Genomic DNA, 17,257 nt, shown 5'->3' on the forward strand with positions numbered 1-17,257 from the left:
ACATGAGCACCGCCCTGCAGGCGCAGCGGCGCGAAGCTGACCGTGCCCTGGCGGCCCGGGACGCCCGGATCCCGGGCCTGAACTGGGTCCTCGACGACGGGCTGCTCTCCGAGCTCCTGGGCGAAAGCGTCCGGATCACCAGGACCCGCTACAAACCGCACACCTCGGCCCTGGTCGCCTTCCGCCGGGCCGGCGACGGGGCCGGCAGCTACGGCTGGGCATCGACCACAGCACCGGAGCACGCCGGGAAACTGCAGCGGCGTGCGGACAGTTCGCGCAAGCGCGGCGGCGGCATCCGGCTTCTCCAGCCCGATGATCTCCACGCCGACGTCCTCGTGGCGGTCGGCCCCATCGACGAAGACTGGCCGCTGCGCCCCAACCTGGGGTGGCTCCGGGACCACGGACTCGGACGGCTCGGAGCACTCCCCGCGGCAGGGCGCTTCCTGGAACCCCCGGTCAGCGTGCTGCGATACAACCCGGAGCGCAGGCTCGTTATCAGGGTCCCCTCGGCGACGCTGCCCGTCGTCGTCAAGACCGCCGCCCACGCTGGCGAAGCTGCCGCGGGCCGCCGGCTGCGGCAGCGGCTGGCGAGCCACGGCATCCCGGTCCTGCCCGAACTCGCCGACCCGGAATGCGCCGCGCACGGCATCAGCGCCTCCCCGGACTGGGGCCACGGAGACCTGAGCTGCGGCGACAACGATCCGGCCGCCTACCGGGCCGGCCAAGCCCTGGCGGCGCTCCATGGAATGGACGCGGAAGCATCCACGGATCCGACGGCGGACGTGGAGGACCTGGTGCGCCAGCTCGCCGCCACGCGGTCCATGATCACCTGCCTCCTGCCGGGGCTTGAGGCTCCGGTGACCCGGCTCACCGGCCGGCTTCTGGCAAGTCTCGGCGCCGGCGACCCCCACGGCCCGCGGCATGTGCTGGTCCATGGCGACTTCTCGGCGGACCAGGTACTGGTTGACGGCCCGGCCATCCGGATCATCGATTTCGACCGCGCCCGGACCTCCGACCCGGCGAGGGACCTTGGGTCTTTTGCCGCGGTGGAGGACATCGCAGACGCCGCCGGTGCCGTGCCCGTGGCCGGTGGCCGCCAGACGGCCCAGCTGATCGACGGTTACCGCGAGGCTGGCGGGCACGTGTCGCAGGCCAGGGTGGAGGCCTGGGCTGCCTTCCGGTTGTTCCTGAACAGCGTCGACCCGTTCCGGAACCGGGCCAGCGACTGGCCAGCCGAGACGGACTGGCATATCCGCCGAGCCTTGGAGTTGATCGCATGAACTGGCGCTCGCCGGTCCCGGAGTCCGCCGTCGACTCTTCCGGTCAAACCTGGCAGATCCGGCGGGCTTGGCCTGACAAAACAGTCCGCGACTACGTCCTGGAGGTCACTGCGGCGGGGCAGGCCGGCGTCCGGGGAGGCGTGTTGCGTGCCGGAGCGTTCGAGCTGTTGCCCGAGGACGATCCGGCGCTTCCCTCACTGCGGGCGGAAGCCCGGCACGGGGAACTCGTGTCCTACCGGCCGCACATGCGCGCCGTCATCCGGACCGATGCTGGCTACATCAAGGTCTTCATGCCGGGCGGTGCAATTGTGCCCGCCGAACGCTGCACGCAAACCGAAATCCTCCTGGACCCCGGGACCTTCACCGCACCCAGGGTGCTGCGGAGCTCTCCGGACGTTATCGTCTTCAGCGCGGTTCCCGGCCGGCCCCTGGGGGATTTGGGCGACGACACTGCGGGTCTCAGCGATGAAGGGTTCGACCGGCTGTGGGAGAGATGGCAGCACGCCTGGACCGCCCAGGTGCGTAGCTCCGCCGCGCTCGCAGCCCTGGCTGCCCTGCCCCTCCATTCCCCGGAAGTGGAGGTCGCCGATCTGCAGCGGTGGGTGAACCGCTGGCTGCGGCACCACCACGACATCCCGGAAGCCGCATCCCAAGCCGCCGCCCTGAGTGCCCGGGCCGACAAGGTGACCCGGAACCTGCTCCGGGCCGCACCGGATCCCCTGGTCTGGGCGCACGGAGACCTCCACGACAAGCAAATCCTCGCCGCCGGCGGCCGCTCGCCGCTTGGACTGCTGGATTTCGACGACACCGCTCAGGCCGAGGCCGCCCTGGATCTGGCCAACCTGGACGTTCATTTGGAACTGCATGCCCGCCGATACTGCATTTCGTTGGACCGGTATCTGGCGGCCCACACCCGGATCCTGGCCGCCGCAGAGGAGCTGCACGTCAGCCCTGACCGGTTCCATGCCTATTCCGACGGCGATTGGCTGCGGCTGGCCTGTTCCCCACTGCCCAAGCCATCGTCCATGGCCCTGGCTGTGCTCGACGAACGTGCTGCGCACACTCCCCTTGGGTCCGACTATGTATCCGGCTACGAGTCCGGCGCCCAGTCCGGCTTCGCAAGCGCGACGATGGAGACCGGGGGCCGCTGACATGGGCTGGCATCCGCCCGTCCCGGCCGTCATCCTGGATGCGGACAACACCGAATGGCAGGTCATACGGTCCTGGCCCGACGACTCCGCCGAGGACTATGTCCTGGAACTGGGGGCTCCCGGCCGGGCAGGGGTCCGGGCAGCCCATCTCCGGGCGGGGCAGTTGGAGCTCCTGCGGGATGGCCGCGACCGGCGCCTCCCGGCCCTGAAGCACGCGTCGCCGCTGGGTGAGGTGGTGGTGCACCGGGCCCACAAGCGTGCCGTGGTCAGGGCCGGGGAGCACTACCTGAAGATCTTCCGGGCCCGCCAGTCCGACGAAGCAGTGGGCAGGCACGCCCGGATGAACGAACTCCTCGGCGCAGAGGATTTCCTCACCCCGGAAATTGTGTCCAGCGCCCCGGGCTGCCTCACGATCATGACGCTGCCCGGCCGTTCCCTGTTCGAGCTGGGAAACGACCGCGCGGCCAGCGATGCGCAGTTTGAAAAAGCCTGGCAAAAGTGGTCCCGGGCCTGGGTTCGGCAGCACTCCCTGGTGCAGACTCCGGCGCACCGCTCGAGCCTCGAGGCGCTCCCGCCCCGGACGGCCGCCGTCGAACTGGCGAGCCTGCAACGCACCGTGAGCCTGTGGCTGTTGCACGCCCAGGACATTCCGGCAGCGCAGCCCGAGCGCACCGCCGTACGGGTGGCCGCAGGGCAGACCGCCCGGAAGCTGCTCCGGACCGATCCGGATCCTCTGGTGTGGTCCCACGGCGACCTCCACGACAAGCAGATCTTCACCGCGGATCCCGGCGCTCCACTGGGGCTGTTGGACTTCGACGAAGCCTGCCGGGCCGAGGCCGCCGCCGACCTCGCAAACCTTGCCGTGCACCTTCAGCTGCGCCTGCGCCAACACCGGCTGGGCGCCGAAAGGTACCAAACCGCGCGCCGCCACGTCATCGCCACGGCCGAAGAACTGCGGGTCGCGCCTGCGCGCTTCGACGCCTACGCCAGTGCCACCCGGCTGCGGCTCGGCTGCCTCTATTCCTTCCGGCCGCAGTGGGCGGCCCTCGCGGAAGAGTTCCTCCTTCCGGATGGTGAACAGGCCCTGGCGGCGGGGGTCCCGGCCGCTAGAGTGGAGCCCACGTACTGACTGCACCCCATATCGACCGCCCAATATCGAACCACCCTGCACCGAACCACACCACCAAACCGAACCGCATTCAACCGGGAGGACCGCTGGCATGGCTTACATCAAGGTTGGAACCGAAAACAGCACAGACGTCGAGCTCTACTACGAGGACCACGGATCCGGTCAGGCCGTGGTCCTGATCCACGGCTACCCCCTGGATGGCTCGTCCTGGGAAAAGCAGACCACGGCGCTGCTGGGCGCGGGCTACCGCGTTATCACCTACGATCGCCGCGGCTCCGGCAAGTCCAGCAAGCCCACCGACGGCTACGACTACGACACGTTCGCGGCGGACCTGAACACGCTCCTGACCGACCTCGACCTGAACGACGCCGTGCTGGTGGGCTTCTCGATGGGCACCGGCGAGGTGGGCCGGTACCTCGGCACCTACGGCTCTGCCCGGGTGGCCAAGGCCGTGTTCCTGAGCTCGCTTGAGCCCTACCTGCTGCAGGCCGAGGACAACCCGGGCGGCGTCCCGCAGGCGGTGTTCGACGGGTTGCTGGAAGCTGTGACGGCGGACCGGTACGCCTTCTTCACGGAATTCTTCAAGAACTTCTACAACAGCGATACCTATCTCGGCACCCCCCGGCTCAGCCAGGAGGTGATGAACGCCGGCTGGAACCTCGCCACCAGTGGCGGGCGCACGGCGTCGGTGGCAGCGCCGCCCACCTGGCTCACGGACTTCCGTGCCGACATCCCCAAGATCGATGTCCCGTCCCTGATCGTGCACGGCACGGCGGACAACATCCTGCCGATCGACGTCGCGGGCCGCCAGTTCGCCAAGGCGCTGCCCAGTGCCGAGTACGTGGAGATCGACGGCGCCCCGCACGGCCTGTTGTGGACCCATGCGGCGGAGGTCAACGAGGTTCTGCTGCGGTTCCTGGCGAGCTAGCCGGAATTACATCGGAGAACTGGCACATGCTGCTGGAGGACTTTAACGCTGCCGGTCGCACGGAGGCCGCCGCCGCCCTGCGTCCCTGCCTGGACATTGAGCGGTGGATTGAGGAGATCGTCGATTCCCGGCCCTTCCTCAGCACCGGAAGCCTCCTCGACGCCGCCCGCCGCGCGGCGGAACCCTTCACCGACGCGGAGGTGAAGGGCGCCCTGGCCCACCATCCGCGCATCGGCGAACGGGTCGCCGGAAACAGCACGGAGGCCCGGCTCTCCCAGTCGGAGCAGGCCGCTCTTGGCGCCCCGGATCCGGCCGTCGCGGCAGCCATCGCCGAAGGGAACCGGAGCTATGAACAAAAATTCGGCCAGGTCTTCCTGATCCGGGCGGCCGGCCGCAGCCGGGAGGAGATCCTGGCCGCACTCAACACCAGGCTCGCCCATACTCCCGCAGAGGAAATAGAAGTCATCGGCCAGCAACTGCGCGAAATCGCGGTACTCCGACTCGAAGGACTGATCCGCGCATGAGCACATCCCACATCACCACGCACGTCCTGGACACCGGCTCCGGCACGCCCGCCGCGGGCGTCGCCGTCACCTTGGACATGCTCGACGGCGAACGCTGGGTCAGGATCGCGGCCGGCGCGACGGACGACGACGGGCGCGTCACGTCGCTGGGCCCCGACAGCCTGGGCTCGGGCACGTACCGGCTGGGCTTCGACACCGGAGCCTATTACGCTGCCGCCGGGACCGAGACCTTCTTCCCCGAAGTCACGTTGATCTTCGCCGTCTCCCAAACGCAGTCCCACTACCACGTCCCCCTGCTGCTCAGCCCCTTCGCCTACTCCACCTACCGGGGCAGCTAGTGGCAGATGGGCGATAGCGGAGTGCCGGGCACGACGGCGGTGCTGCTGGCCGCCGGAGCCGGGACGCGCCTGGGGCTCGGGCCCAAGGCGCTGCTCCCCTTCCGCGGCCGCACGCTGGTCGAAGTGCTCGCTGACGTGCTGCTCGCGGGCGGCTGCCGGGAAGTGGTGACGGTGCTCGGCGCGGACGCGGCAACGGTCCGCGCCGCCACCGACCTCAGCCGGCACCGGGTCATCGACAACCCTGGCTGGGCCACCGGGATGGGCAGTTCATTCCGGGCTGGAGTTGCCGCGGCGGCCCCGGAGGACCACGTGCTCATCGCCCTGGTGGACCAGCCCGGCCTGGCCCCGGACACTGTGTCCCGGCTGCTGGCCGCCCACCGGCCCGGCCGGGTCACGGCCGCCGCCTACCGCGACGCGGAGGGGAAGCTGCAGCGGGGACATCCGCTGCTGCTCGACGCCAGACTTCGCGCTGAGGCCGCGGAAACAGCAACGGGCGACGCCGGAGCACGCGTCTTCCTGCAAGCCCACCCGGACCTGGTTGATCTGGTGGACTGCAGCGACCTCTCCGGCGGCGAGGACCTCGACGCCCCCGAGCAGCTGCGCCTGCTCGATTAATGCCCCTTGAGTAAAGCCCCTCGATTAACGCCCCTTGATTAGGCCAGCAGCTCCTCCAGGCCACGCTTGAAACCGGACCGTCCGCCGTGGGCCGGATGCCTGATTTTCGGCACGTCCAGGCCGCTGCGCTGCAGGCTGCGGTGGGCCACATTGCCCACAGCCACTACGGTGTCGATACGGAACGCCTCAGCCAGCGCCTGCCAAAACGGAGTTCCCAGCGCAGCCTCGGAAGCCTTTGGCGTGCGGTTGGACAGCGGCTGCCCGGGCACGTGGGTGTGCCACGGGCAGGCGCTCCACAGCAGGGGAAGGAATTCCAGCTCCGCCAGGACCTGCCACATCACCGTGGCCGTCGGTTCCGCCGCGATTCCGGCAGCATCTGCCGGCAGCACGTACCCCTTCCCCGGCCCGAACAGCCCAAACTCGTTGGCGGGGCCCTCGAACATGGTGCGGTTGGTGAAGGGCACTCCGGTGATCCTCATTCCCCGGAATCCCGGCGCTTCCCCCACCAGCAGGACCTTTGGCGCGCGGTCCTGCATCTCCCGCAGGTAGATGGCCAGGTTCCGGCGGCGCTGCGCATTGCCAGGCGCAGTGTGATCGAAGAAGTTGTTGCACCCCGGCCCTGTTGCCACGGCCGCAAGACGGTCAACAAAGCCGTCGATGGAGGATGAAGTCATTCCGTGCCCGTTTCGTTGACAGCCGGTAGGTCACCCAGAATATCCGGGCCGCTCCACCGCCGGCACAGGCGTCCTTGCCGCCTTAGCATGGGGGCATGACGGACATGACCATCTTCACGGTGGGGCACTCCACTCATCCCATCGGCGAATTCATCGGCATTCTGCAGGCCCACGGCGTCAAGAAGCTGATCGACGTGCGCACCGTCCCGAAGTCGCGCCACAATCCACAGTTCAACGGGGACGCGCTGGCGGCGAGCGTGCGGGCCAGCGGAATCACCTACCGGCGAATGGAATCCCTCGGCGGCCTGCGGCACGCCCGAAAGGACAGCCCCAACGGCGCCTGGCGCAACCCGTCGTTCCGGGGATACGCGGACTACATGCAGACCGAAGAATTCTCCACGGCCATCGACCAGCTGCTGGAACGCGGGCGGACCAACGATTCCGCAATCATGTGCGCGGAAGCCGTCCCGTGGCGCTGTCACCGCTCGCTGATCGGTGACGCGCTCCTGGTCCGGAATGTCGGGGTGCTGGACATCATGACGGAAAAGTCCGTGAAACCCCACACCCTGACTTCCTTCGCACGGGTTGAGGGAAAGCGGGTGTGGTATCCGGCGGCCTAACGGCAGGTACACCAACCACAACGCCGGGTCAGCGACGGCCCGAGGAACCGCCCTCCCTGGGCCGGATCTGACCCCGCGTTGGTTTCACAGGGCTACCAGCGGGGATGGATCGATTCGCGGAAGTAGCGGTCATAGATTTCGCGGACGCCGACGTCGAACGTGGCGTCAATGCCGCTGACATCCGCCGCGGCGGCGTTGGCGCGCGCCTGGTCCACGTTCCGCGCGCCCGGAATCACCGTGCTGACGCCGTCCTGCGCCGCGATCCAGGCGATGGCCGCCTGGGCGGTGCTGACGCCGTCGGGCACCAGTTCCTCGAACTCAGCCACCGCTTTGAGGCCTTGCCCGAAGTCCACGCCGGAGAAGGTTTCCCCGACGTCGAACGCTGATCCGGTGCGGTTGTAGTTCCGGTGGTCGTCCGCCGCGAAGGAGGTCTCCGCGGTGTATTTGCCGGAGAGCAGCCCGGAGGCGAGCGGGACACGGGCGATGATGCCCACCCCGGCGGCCTCAGCCGCGGGCAGCACCTTGTCCAGCGGCTTGAGCCGAAAGGCGTTGAGGATGATCTGCACCGTGGCGGTGCCCTCATGGCGGATGGCCTCGAGGGCTTCCTCGGTCCGCTCCACGCTGACGCCGTAGTTGCGGATGGCGCCCTCGGCCACGAGGGTGTCCAGCGCGTCGTAGACCTCGGCGTTGCTGTACACGGCCGTGGGCGGGCAGTGCAGCTGGACCAGATCCAGCTGCTCGACGCCCAGGTTGCGCCGCGACCGGTCCGTCCATGCGCGGAAGTTGGTGAGGTTGTAGTTCTCCGGGCGCTGCTCCATCCGGCGGCCCATCTTGGTCGCCACCGTGATGTCCAGGCCGGGGTTGTCTGCCAGGAACGCTCCGATGGCATGCTCGCTGCGGCCATCGCCATAGACGTCCGCGGTGTCGAAGAACGTGACACCCGCTTCGACGGAGGCCGCCAGGATGGCCTGCGCCTGCGCGGGGTCCACGTCGCCCCAGTCCGCGCCCAGCTGCCAGGTCCCCAAGCCAACGGTGGAGACGTTCCGTCCGGTTTTGCCCAAGATTCGCTTTTCCATCGTCCGACTATAGGCCGTTAGCGGACTCAACGTGAGGGACCAGCCCTGCTTCCTTCAGGCCCAGGTAGATCTTGTCCCGGGAGATGGGCAGCTGGGAGAACCTCACGCCGGTGGCGTTCCGGATGGCGTTCGCGAGCGCCGGCGCCACCGGGTTGAACGGGCTCTCGCTCATGGACTTCGCGCCCAGCGGGCCCAGCTTGTCGCTGGTGTCGGCGAAGTAGACCTCGCTGCGCGGCACGTCCGCGAAAGAGGGGACGTGGTACTGCCGCAGGACGTCGGTGGTGACGCGGCCGGCGTCGTCCACATTGACCTCCTCGTAGAGCGCAGAGCCGAGGGCCTGGGCGATCCCGCCTTCGATCTGGCCGCGGCACTGGCGCGGATTGACCACCACGCCGGCATCGGCCGCCTGCACGCTTTGCAGGATCCGCAACTCCCCTGTCCCGGTGTTCACGGCCACCCGAAAGCCCTGGACGTTGAACGCCACCGAACGCGGCGTCCCGCCCCACCGCCCCTCCGCGGCGAGCAGGACGCCGGCCTGCTCCGCGGCGGCGTAGATTTCGGTCAGGGGCACCGGGGTTCCCTCGCAGAGCACGGCGTCCCCGTCCAGCACGCAGCCGGAGGACGGAACCCGGCGGATGCCGGCGGCGAAGGCGCGGATGCGGAGGGCGAGCTCCTCCGCGGCGGCCAGCGTCGCTTTGCCCGCCACCACGGTGCCGGCGGATCCGAACGCACCGGAATCGTGGTCCACGAGGTCCGTGTCGGACTGCCGCACGCTGACGCGGGCAGCGGAGGTGGACAGCGCGGTGGCCGCCAGCTGGGCGTGCACAGTGGTGGTGCCGTTGCCGAATTCTGCCGTCCCGACGTCGACGGCGTACGTCCCGCCTTGCAGGAGCCGGAGCCTGGAGTGGGCAAAGTGGCCGCGAGGCGGGACGGTATCGATCATGGACAGGGCCGTCCCCTCCCCGACCATCCAGTCCGGGCCCAGGCTGTCGGTGCCGGCCGCCCGGAAGCGTTCCCGTCCACGGGCCAGGGCGTCCTCCACCAGCTTTGTGCACTGGTCCAGGCCGTAGCTGCCGTAGCGGACGTCCTCCTGGGGCTCGTCGCGGATGGACAGCATGTCGTCGCCTTCGCGGACCATGTTTCTGCGGCGGAACTCCAGGGGGTCCATTCCGATCCCTGTCGCGAGCTCGTCGATGCCGGATTCGATCGCGAAGATCATCTGGCTGAGCCCATAGCCGCGGAAGGCACCGGACGGCACGGTGTTGGTATACACGGCGTGGGCGTCCACTTTCTTGTTAGCGCACTTGTACACCGCCAGCGACTCGCCGCAGCCGTGGAACATCACCCCGGTGGCGTGGTTGCCGTAGGCGCCCGTGTTGGTGAGCACCTCCAGCTGGAGTGCGGTCAGCCTGCCGTCTTGGCTGGCGCCGGCCTTGAGATGGATGGTGAAGGGATGCTTGGTGGTGGCGGCGGTGAACTGTTCGGTCCGGGTGAATTCAAGCTGCACCGGGCGGTTGAGCTTCAGGGCTGCCAACGCCACGACGTCCTCGGTGAGCACCTCCTGTTTGCCGCCAAAGCCGCCGCCCACCCGTCCAGCCACCACCCGGATCTGCTCTTCCGGCAGGCCGAATACCCGGCCCAGGGTCCGCCGGACCAGGAACGGGACCTGGCTGGACGTGCGGATCAGCAACCGCCCGTCACTGCCGAAGGAGGCGATGGAGCCATGGGTTTCGAGCGCCGCGTGCTGCACCCGTTGAGTCCGGTAGGTGTGTTCGTGGATGAAGTCCGCCGCGGCGAAACCGGCCGCCACATCGCCGAGCTCGGAATGCAGTTCCGCCACGACGTTCCGCTCCGGCCGGCTGATGCGGGCTATGGCCGCGTCCTTGTCCCCGTGGAGGGCGGGGGCCCCGGGGAGCATGGCGCGCTCCGGGGTGAAGACGGCGTCCAGTGCCTCGTAGTCGACCGTCAGGGCCCGCACGCCCGCCTCGGCCGCCGCCACTGTGTCGGCGACGACGGCGGCCACCCGCTGGCCGATAAACCGGACGACGTCGTCGAACACGCGGGTATCGTCAGGATCGTCGGTGTAGAGCTCGTGCTGCGCGGTCGAAAACAGCTGCGCCGGGGAGTCCTCGTGGGTGAAGACCGCCGCGACGCCGCGAATCGCCAGCGCGGCCGCCGCGTCGATGGAGCGGATCCGGGCGTGGGCATGCGGGGAGCGCAGCAGCTTCACGTGCAGCAGCCCGGGCAGTTCTTCGGCCGGGACGTCCAGGGTGTAACGGGCCTGCCCAGTGACGATGGCGAGGCCGGCGGGTGCGGGAACGTCGTCGCCCAGTTGTCCGGGGCCAGGCTCCGGCCGGCCGTGCCCCGCGGTTGCCGGGTCCGGGCTGGGGATGCCCGGGCGAGGGGTGTCTGGGCGAGTGGTGTCCGGACCAGAGGTGTCCGGGCCAGGGGTGTCCGGGTGGCTCCCCCTCCCGCAGACGGCGTCCTCGATGGCCGAGTACCCAGTGCACCGGCACAAGTTGCCCTTGAGGTTCCGCGGCAGGTCCGCCTTCTGCTCGTCATTGAAGGTGGCCGCCGTCATCACCATGCCGGCCGTGCAAAAACCGCACTGGAAGCCCTGCCGGTCCAGGAAGTGCTGCTGCATCGGATGGAGTGTCACACCGTCGGGGTCAGCGGGTCCGCCGGAGGCGCACGTGGCAGCCAGTCCTTCCACCGTGGTGACGGCGCGGCCCTGGGCGCGGACGGCGGGATAAATGCAGCTGTGCACCGGCACGCCGTCCACATGCACCGTGCACGCGCCGCAGTCGCCGGCGTCGCAGCCCTTCTTCACGCCCAGGTTCCCCTGTTCGCGAAGGAACGTCCGCAGGCACTGGCCGGGACGGGGTTCGGCCTGGGCCGGGACACCGTTGATTTCAATTAGGCCGTTGACCTCGATTGACATGCTCAGGCCCCTTCCGTCCGGGACCCGGCACTCGGGGTCCCGGCGCTCGGGGAGTCTGTGTGCAGGGACTCTGCGCGCAGGGAATCTGTCCGCAGGGGCCGGGCCCTCGGCGGCCAGAAGTCACCGGATACTCGCAGCGGATCGCGGCCCGCCGGGGCGGTGAGTTCGGCCCGGATTTCCTCGGCCAGCCGGTACGTCATGTCCCTGCGCCAGGCGGGCAGGCCGTGGACGTCGTCGTGGTAGAGCTCATCGGGGATGGCGGCATCAAGTGACTCGGAAAGGGTGTCGGCGAGCGCCGCCGCGGAGGGCTTCAAGCGCAGCTGCACGGGGCGTTCGGTGGCTGCGGTGACGGTCAGGACCAGGGCGCCGCGGGCGTCGAGCCTTCCGATCAGCAGCACCGCGGACCTGCCCAGGTTGCTCAGCGACAGCCGGCGGAAGGCCACCCGGGAGGACAGGGCTGCCGCCGGCAGGCTCACGCTGCGCAGGAGCTCTCCGGGAGCGAGGGCGTTGGTCCCGTCGCCCGTGACGAACTCCAGCACGGGAACCGTACGGCTTGCGCCGCCGGGACCCAGAATGGTGGCCGTGCCGTCCAGCGCCGCGCAGAGCGAGATCATGGGCCCGGCCGGCAGGGAGGTGCACAGGTTGCCGCCCACCGTGGACATGGTCCAGACCTTGAAGGAGGCCACAAAGGACTCGCAGCAGGGGCGGACGAGCTCCACGCCGGGCCAGCCCCCGGCCAGTCCCCGGCCGGCGTTCGAATCAGGGAACGCATACAGTTGCGCGATGGTGCAGGTTGCCGCCAGCTCGATGCCCGCCGCCGAGACAGCCAGGGGTGTCCAGTCCGTGGAGCCGAGGTCCAGGAGACGCCGGAGCGGTTCCTGTCCGTGTTCGGGGCTCCCGGCGGAGAAAAGCACCGTTCCCCCAGCGAGCCAGGCATCGCCTTGGCGCCACTGCGCCGGATCCGCGGTGCGGACCACGGCCTCGATGGTGTTCAGGTCCACTGGGCCTCCTGAGGTTCGGGCATGCCGGCGCTGTTGTCGTGATGGTCACTGGCGTGAAGATTGCTGTCGTGATGGTCACTGGCGTGAAGACTGCTGTTCTGATGAGTTGCGGCGTAATGGTGAATGGGGCCGCTGGCATCCTTCAGGGACACGCTGCCCTGGGCCAGCCCGGCGGCCTTGCTCCGGCTTGCCACGAGTTCTGCCGCGATGGACACCGCGACCTCCCCGGGCGTGACGGCCCCGAGGTCTAGGCCGATGGGTGAGTGCAGCCGGGCCAGGTCCTCATCGGCCACGCCGGCCTGCCGCAGGGCATCGATCCGCCCGCGGTGGCTGCGCCTGGACCCCATCGCGCCGACGTACGCCACGTCCAGGCGGAGCGCGGCCTGCAGGAGAGGGACATCGAATTTGGGATCATGCGTGAGCACGCAGATGGCCGTCCGGGCGTCGGTGCGGCCGGCCCGCGCCTGGTCCGCCAGATACCGGTGCGGCCAGGCCGTGGCCACCTCGTCCGCGGCGCTGAACCTGTCCTGCTGCGCGAACGCCGGGCGCGCATCGCACACCGTCACGTGGAAGCCCAGGAGTTTCGCCGCCGGCACCAGGGCCGCACCAAAGTCATTGGCGCCGAAGATCAGCAGGCGCGCCGCGGGCAGCCGGCTCTCCACCAGCAGGCTCACCGGTTCCGGCAGGCACTCACCCGCGGGGGCGATCCGGACCAGCCCGGTACGCCCTCCCCTCAGCAGGGGTTCCAGCTGGGCCGCCGCCGCCAGCATCACCGGCCCGGCACCGGTGGAACCCGCTCCCAGCAGCGCAGCGAGCCCGGCCGACTGCAGCACTTGGAAGGCAGCCGGGTCAGGAACCACGACGGCGCCGCCTCCGCCGGCATCCACCCTGCGGATCAGCGCCGCCCCGCCGGCCGGGGGCCTCCCGGCCAGGGCGTACAGGGTCTCCAGCCGCAGCCGGCCGGGTCCGGTGCCCAGGGGTTCGATGTGGATTTCCAGCCCGCCGCCACAGGTCAGTCCGGCGGCAAACGCGTCGTCGGCGCTGTAGCCGAAGAACTCCCGGCGCGTCCCGCCGTCGCGCAGTGCCTCCAGGGCCGCCTCCACCACGGCCCCTTCAACGCAGCCGCCGGACAGGCTGCCCAGCACCTCGCCGGCCTCCGAGACCAGCATGGACGTGCCCAGGGGCCTCGGCACCGAGCCGGCGGTGCCCACCACGGTGGCCACCGCGCAGCGCTGCCCGGACGCGGCAGGCCGCCATGTGCCCAAGTGCGGGAGCAGATCCAACATGGCCGCAGTCCCCGGCGCTAATAGTCGGTCCTGGACTCGAGCGAGTTCCAGGCCTTGAAGGGATCCAGGGCCGCGGGGGCTTCCGGGTCTGTCAGGTCCAGCCTGCCCACCGGCATGAGCGCGTCGCGCTGTTCGTTTTCGAAGTATTCGTAGAAGAGGGCGTCGTCGAACCCCGCGGAGGCGGCATCGTGCCGGTCCGCGGCAAACACCACGCGTGAGACGCGCGCCCACAGCGCGGACGCCAGGCACATGGGACACGGTTCGCAGCTGCAGTAGAGCGTGGCTCCGCTGAGATCGAAGGTGCCAAGTTCGCTGCAGGCCCGCCGGATGGCAGTGACCTCGGCGTGCGCCGTGGGATCGTTGGTAGCGGTGACGCGGTTGACGCCGTCGAACGCGTGCCCGTCCGCTGTGACCACCACGGCACCGAACGGGCCGCCGCCGTTCAGGACGTTGGCCGTGGCCAACTCGATGGATCTCGCCAGGAACTTCTGGGCCGTATCGGTTGTAGTCATGCTGCCACTCCCTACCTGCGGAAGCCGGTACACCCCGGCGGGAACGCAAGGGCCGGATGCGACGGTGACCAGTCTTCAGCATGTGCCTTGAAGGTTGCGCCTGGTAGATAGCTTCCCGGATCCCGGGATGCCCGCCGTTGGCAAGATCGAGAGTAGCACCGGGACCTCAGCACGGCGCGCCCTATTTTGGTGGAAGCCAAGATTCGTTATGTGAAATCTCTATTTCCGGGTCTTCACGCCCAATGCCGGGCCGTCCGGGCCCCACTCGATTTTCCGAAAAGTGATGTACACCTGGCCGGGACCGGGCTACGCTTAGTCCCAATTCGTGGCCCAGGTCACGCAACCTGGGAGCAGCAGGCAGGGTCGTAATGAGCTGGCATCAACTGATGTCGGCTCTTTTTTGTGGACCGGCGGAACGAGAAACGCGCGGGAAACAAGCGCTTAATTTCTATGTGGGACTTTGGTGCCACATACCTGAAGTTGGGAATCAGACCATGAGCAACAGAATCGTCCTCGGTGACAACCAGTACGGAAAAGCCGAAGTCCGGGTGGTCAAGATCACCAGGGACACCAAGCGCCATGAGATCGAAGACCTGAACGTCACCTCGCAGCTGCGCGGGGACTTCGCCGCGGCGCACCTCGCAGGCGACAACAGCCATGTGGTGGCCACGGACACCCAAAAGAACACGATCTATGCCTTCGCCCGGGACGGCATCGGCTCCCCGGAAGCCTTCCTGCTGCGGCTGGGCAGGCACTTCACCTCAAGCTTTGATTGGGTCACCGGCGGCCGCTGGGCGGCCGAATCCTACAAATGGGACCGGATCCAGGCCCACGGATCCGGGCACCACCACTCCTTCGTCCGCAACGGCCAGGAGGTCCGCACGGCTGTCCTTGTCCGCGACGGCGTTACTGAGCACCTCATCGCCGGGTTGAAAGACCTCACCGTGCTGAAGTCGACCCAGTCCGGGTTCAGCGGCTTCCCGCGGGACGAGTACACCACCCTCCCGGAAACGGCCGACCGTATCCTCGCCACGGACGTATCGGCCCGTTGGCGTTTCAGGACCGGCACCGACTTCGGCACCTTCGACTTCAACAAGAGCTACGAGGACGTCAAGGGCCTGCTGCTGGAGGCTTTCAGCGAAAAGTACTCCCACGCCCTGCAACAGACCCTCTTCGACATGGGCGCCAAGGTGCTGGCAGCGCACCCCGAGATCGACGAGATCAAGTTCTCCATGCCCAACAAGCACCACTTCTTGGTTGACCTCTCACCCTTTGGCCTCGACAACCCCAACGAGGTTTTCTTTGCCGCCGACCGCCCCTACGGCCTGATTGAGGCCACGGTGCAGCGTGAAGACACCAGCCCCGCAGAAATCGCCTGGCACGGGATCGCCGGCTTCTGCTAACGCGAGGCATCGCCCGGGCCGCGGCCCCCGGTGAATGGTGGGAAAAGCGCAGATCAGTGGAGTTGGGTGGCTCGCTGAGGGTGATAATACGAAAACACTCTTCAGAAGTGTGAGCGGCCCGGAAAGGACCAGAAATGACTCTCAGCGTCACCGATCCCCAACCCGTCGACCGGGCCGGAGAAATCCTGACCCCGGAGGCTCTCGCCTTCGTCGAAGAACTTCACGTCCGCTTTGCCGGAACCCGCGCGGAGCTGCTCAAGGCCCGCGCCCTCAAGCGCGAGCACGTGGCCCTGACCGGCCGCCTGGACTTCCTGCCGGAGACCCAGGAGATCCGCGACGCCGGCTGGCGCGTGGCCCCGGCCCCCGCCGCCCTGCAGGACCGCCGGGTGGAAATGACGGGCCCGGCCGCACCGGCCAAGATGGCGATCAACGCCCTGAATTCCGGGGCCAAGGTCTGGCTCGCGGACCTCGAGGACGCCAGCACCCCCACCTGGTCCAACGTGGTCGAATCGATTCTCAACCTCCGCGACGCCGCGGCGGGCACCCTGAAATTCACCTCGCCCGAGGGCAAGGAATATACGCTCCGGACCGATGCCCCGCTGGCCGTCGTTGTCGCCCGCCCGCGCGGCTGGCACATGGGCGAGCGCCATCTGTTGATCGACGGCGAACACACCGTGGGCGCCCTGGTGGACTTCGGCCTGCACTTCTTCCACACCGCCAGGCTGCTGCTGGAGAACGGCCATGGCCCGTACTACTACCTGCCCAAGATGGAGAGCCATCTCGAGGCCCGGCTGTGGAACGAGATCTTCGTCTTCGCCCAGGACTACCTCGGCATTCCGCAAGGCAGCATCCGCGCCACCGTCCTGATCGAGACCATCCCCGCAGCCTTCGAAATGGACGAGATCCTCTACGAACTCCGCCACCACGCCTCCGGCCTGAACGCCGGCCGCTGGGACTACCTGTTCAGCATCATCAAGTACTTCCGCGACGCCGGCCCGCGCTTTGTGCTCCCCGACCGCGCCACAATCGCCATGACGGCGCCCTTCATGCGGGCCTACACAGAACTTCTGGTCAAGACCTGCCACCGCCGCGGCGCCTTTGCCATGGGCGGCATGGCGGCCGTCATTCCCAACCGGCGCGAACCCGAGGTGACGGCCCAGGCGTTCGAGAAAGTGCGTGCGGACAAGACCCGCGAGGCGAACGACGGCTTTGACGGCTCCTGGGTGGCGCACCCGGATCTGGTGCCGGTCTGCCGCGAGGTGTTCGACGCCGTTCTGGGCGACCGGCCCAACCAGCTGGACAGGCAGCGTCCGGAGGTCTCGGTCACCGCGGACCAGCTCCTGGACATCAGTTCCGCCCAGGGCCAGGTGACCGAGGCAGGTCTGCGGCTGAACCTCTACGTGGCCGTGGCCTACACAGCGGTGTGGATCTCCGGCAACGGCGCGGTGGCCATCCACAACCTGATGGAGGACGCCGCGACCGCGGAAATTTCCCGGTCCCAGGTCTGGCAGCAGATCCGCAACCGCTCGGCGCTGGCCGACACCGGCCGGACTGTCACCCGTGAGCTGGTGGCCGCCATCCTGGCCGAGGAGACCGAGAAGCTCCGCGGCGAGGTGGGCGAGGACGCCTTCGCGAAGCACTACCTGCCCGCCAGCAAGCTCATCGGCGATATCTGCCTGTCCGAGGACTACACCGACTTCCTCACCACGCCGGCGTACGAGCTGGTGGGCTGAGGCATGGCAGCCGGCGCCAGGCCGCAGCCACGGAACCATCCGCCGG

The 17,257-nt window shown here is 68.6% G+C and carries 16 protein-coding genes; 10 read left to right on the forward strand and 6 right to left on the reverse strand.

All coding sequences use genetic code 11. From position 1 onward, the window contains the following. Nucleotides 1-2 precede the first annotated feature (2 nt). The 7 genes from M2428_RS19625 (at nucleotide 3) to nboR (ending at nucleotide 5,965) form a co-directional block, all read left to right on the forward strand. Entirely contained in the window at nucleotides 3-1,280 is a 1,278-nt protein-coding gene (locus M2428_RS19625; RefSeq protein WP_277527641.1) for an aminoglycoside phosphotransferase family protein, read from the forward strand. Then, nucleotides 1,277-2,431, forward strand: coding sequence for a phosphotransferase (locus tag M2428_RS19630; protein ID WP_277527642.1), 1,155 nt, complete (start codon nucleotides 1,277-1,279; stop codon nucleotides 2,429-2,431). The genes M2428_RS19625 and M2428_RS19630 overlap by 4 nt, the downstream gene beginning before the upstream one ends. A gap of 1 nt (nucleotide 2,432) precedes the next feature. Continuing rightward, a complete protein-coding gene (locus M2428_RS19635; protein ID WP_277527643.1) occupies nucleotides 2,433-3,560 on the forward strand; it encodes a phosphotransferase in 1,128 nt (375 codons plus the stop codon). A 91-nt stretch (nucleotides 3,561-3,651) separates the two neighbouring features. Then, nucleotides 3,652-4,488, forward strand: coding sequence for an alpha/beta hydrolase (locus M2428_RS19640; RefSeq protein WP_277527644.1), 837 nt, complete (start codon nucleotides 3,652-3,654; stop codon nucleotides 4,486-4,488). A gap of 26 nt (nucleotides 4,489-4,514) precedes the next feature. Further along, the gene (gene uraD, locus M2428_RS19645; RefSeq protein WP_277527645.1) at nucleotides 4,515-5,012 is read left to right on the forward strand and encodes a 2-oxo-4-hydroxy-4-carboxy-5-ureidoimidazoline decarboxylase; all 498 of its coding nucleotides are present in this window, start codon (nucleotides 4,515-4,517) and stop codon (nucleotides 5,010-5,012) included. Next, nucleotides 5,009-5,350: a hydroxyisourate hydrolase gene (gene uraH, locus M2428_RS19650; RefSeq protein WP_277527646.1), complete on the forward strand. Its 342-nt coding sequence runs from the start codon at nucleotides 5,009-5,011 to the stop codon at nucleotides 5,348-5,350. Before uraD ends, uraH begins: the two co-directional genes overlap by 4 nt. 6 nt (nucleotides 5,351-5,356) lie before the next feature. Next, on the forward strand, nucleotides 5,357-5,965 hold the full coding sequence (gene nboR, locus M2428_RS19655; RefSeq protein ID WP_277527647.1) for a nicotine blue oxidoreductase: 609 nt from the start codon (nucleotides 5,357-5,359) through the stop codon (nucleotides 5,963-5,965). A gap of 38 nt (nucleotides 5,966-6,003) precedes the next feature. Here nboR and M2428_RS19660 read toward each other — a convergent pair whose 3' ends face one another. Beyond that, the gene (locus tag M2428_RS19660) at nucleotides 6,004-6,639 is read right to left on the reverse strand and encodes a uracil-DNA glycosylase (protein ID WP_277527648.1); all 636 of its coding nucleotides are present in this window, start codon (nucleotides 6,637-6,639) and stop codon (nucleotides 6,004-6,006) included. Between the two features lie 95 nt (nucleotides 6,640-6,734). Here M2428_RS19660 and M2428_RS19665 point away from each other — a divergent pair, with 95 nt between their 5' ends. Further along, entirely contained in the window at nucleotides 6,735-7,259 is a 525-nt protein-coding gene (locus M2428_RS19665) for a DUF488 domain-containing protein (RefSeq protein WP_277527649.1), read from the forward strand. A gap of 92 nt (nucleotides 7,260-7,351) precedes the next feature. Here the strand turns inward: M2428_RS19665 and M2428_RS19670 are convergent, their stop codons facing one another. The 5 genes from M2428_RS19670 to M2428_RS19690 are packed head-to-tail and all read right to left on the reverse strand — an operon-like array spanning nucleotide 7,352 to nucleotide 14,075. Continuing rightward, nucleotides 7,352-8,335 (reverse strand): aldo/keto reductase, encoded by a 984-nt coding sequence (locus M2428_RS19670; RefSeq protein WP_277527650.1) that lies wholly within the window; start codon nucleotides 8,333-8,335, stop codon nucleotides 7,352-7,354. A 7-nt stretch (nucleotides 8,336-8,342) separates the two neighbouring features. Continuing rightward, a complete protein-coding gene (locus M2428_RS19675; protein ID WP_277527651.1) occupies nucleotides 8,343-11,276 on the reverse strand; it encodes a molybdopterin cofactor-binding domain-containing protein in 2,934 nt (977 codons plus the stop codon). Between the two features lie 2 nt (nucleotides 11,277-11,278). Further along, a complete protein-coding gene (locus M2428_RS19680) occupies nucleotides 11,279-12,277 on the reverse strand; it encodes an FAD binding domain-containing protein (RefSeq protein ID WP_277527652.1) in 999 nt (332 codons plus the stop codon). Next, a complete protein-coding gene (locus M2428_RS19685; protein WP_277527653.1) occupies nucleotides 12,268-13,563 on the reverse strand; it encodes an XdhC/CoxI family protein in 1,296 nt (431 codons plus the stop codon). The genes M2428_RS19680 and M2428_RS19685 overlap by 10 nt, the downstream gene beginning before the upstream one ends. 17 nt (nucleotides 13,564-13,580) lie before the next feature. Further along, complete coding sequence (locus M2428_RS19690; RefSeq protein WP_277527654.1) at nucleotides 13,581-14,075, reverse strand: nucleoside deaminase; 495 nt, start codon at nucleotides 14,073-14,075, stop codon at nucleotides 13,581-13,583. Between the two features lie 494 nt (nucleotides 14,076-14,569). On the opposite strand from M2428_RS19690, the gene pucL reads away from it, so the two are divergent. Both pucL and aceB read left to right on the forward strand, forming a co-directional pair. Then, nucleotides 14,570-15,478, forward strand: a complete 909-nt coding sequence (pucL, locus tag M2428_RS19695; RefSeq protein WP_277527655.1) for a factor-independent urate hydroxylase — start codon at nucleotides 14,570-14,572, stop codon at nucleotides 15,476-15,478. Nucleotides 15,479-15,612: 134 nt separating this feature from the next. After that, nucleotides 15,613-17,211, forward strand: a complete 1,599-nt coding sequence (gene aceB, locus M2428_RS19700) for a malate synthase A (protein ID WP_277527656.1) — start codon at nucleotides 15,613-15,615, stop codon at nucleotides 17,209-17,211. Nucleotides 17,212-17,257: the final 46 nt, after the last annotated feature.

This window comes from Arthrobacter sp. ES3-54 (assembly GCF_029504395.1).
Taxonomy (GTDB): domain Bacteria; phylum Actinomycetota; class Actinomycetes; order Actinomycetales; family Micrococcaceae; genus Arthrobacter.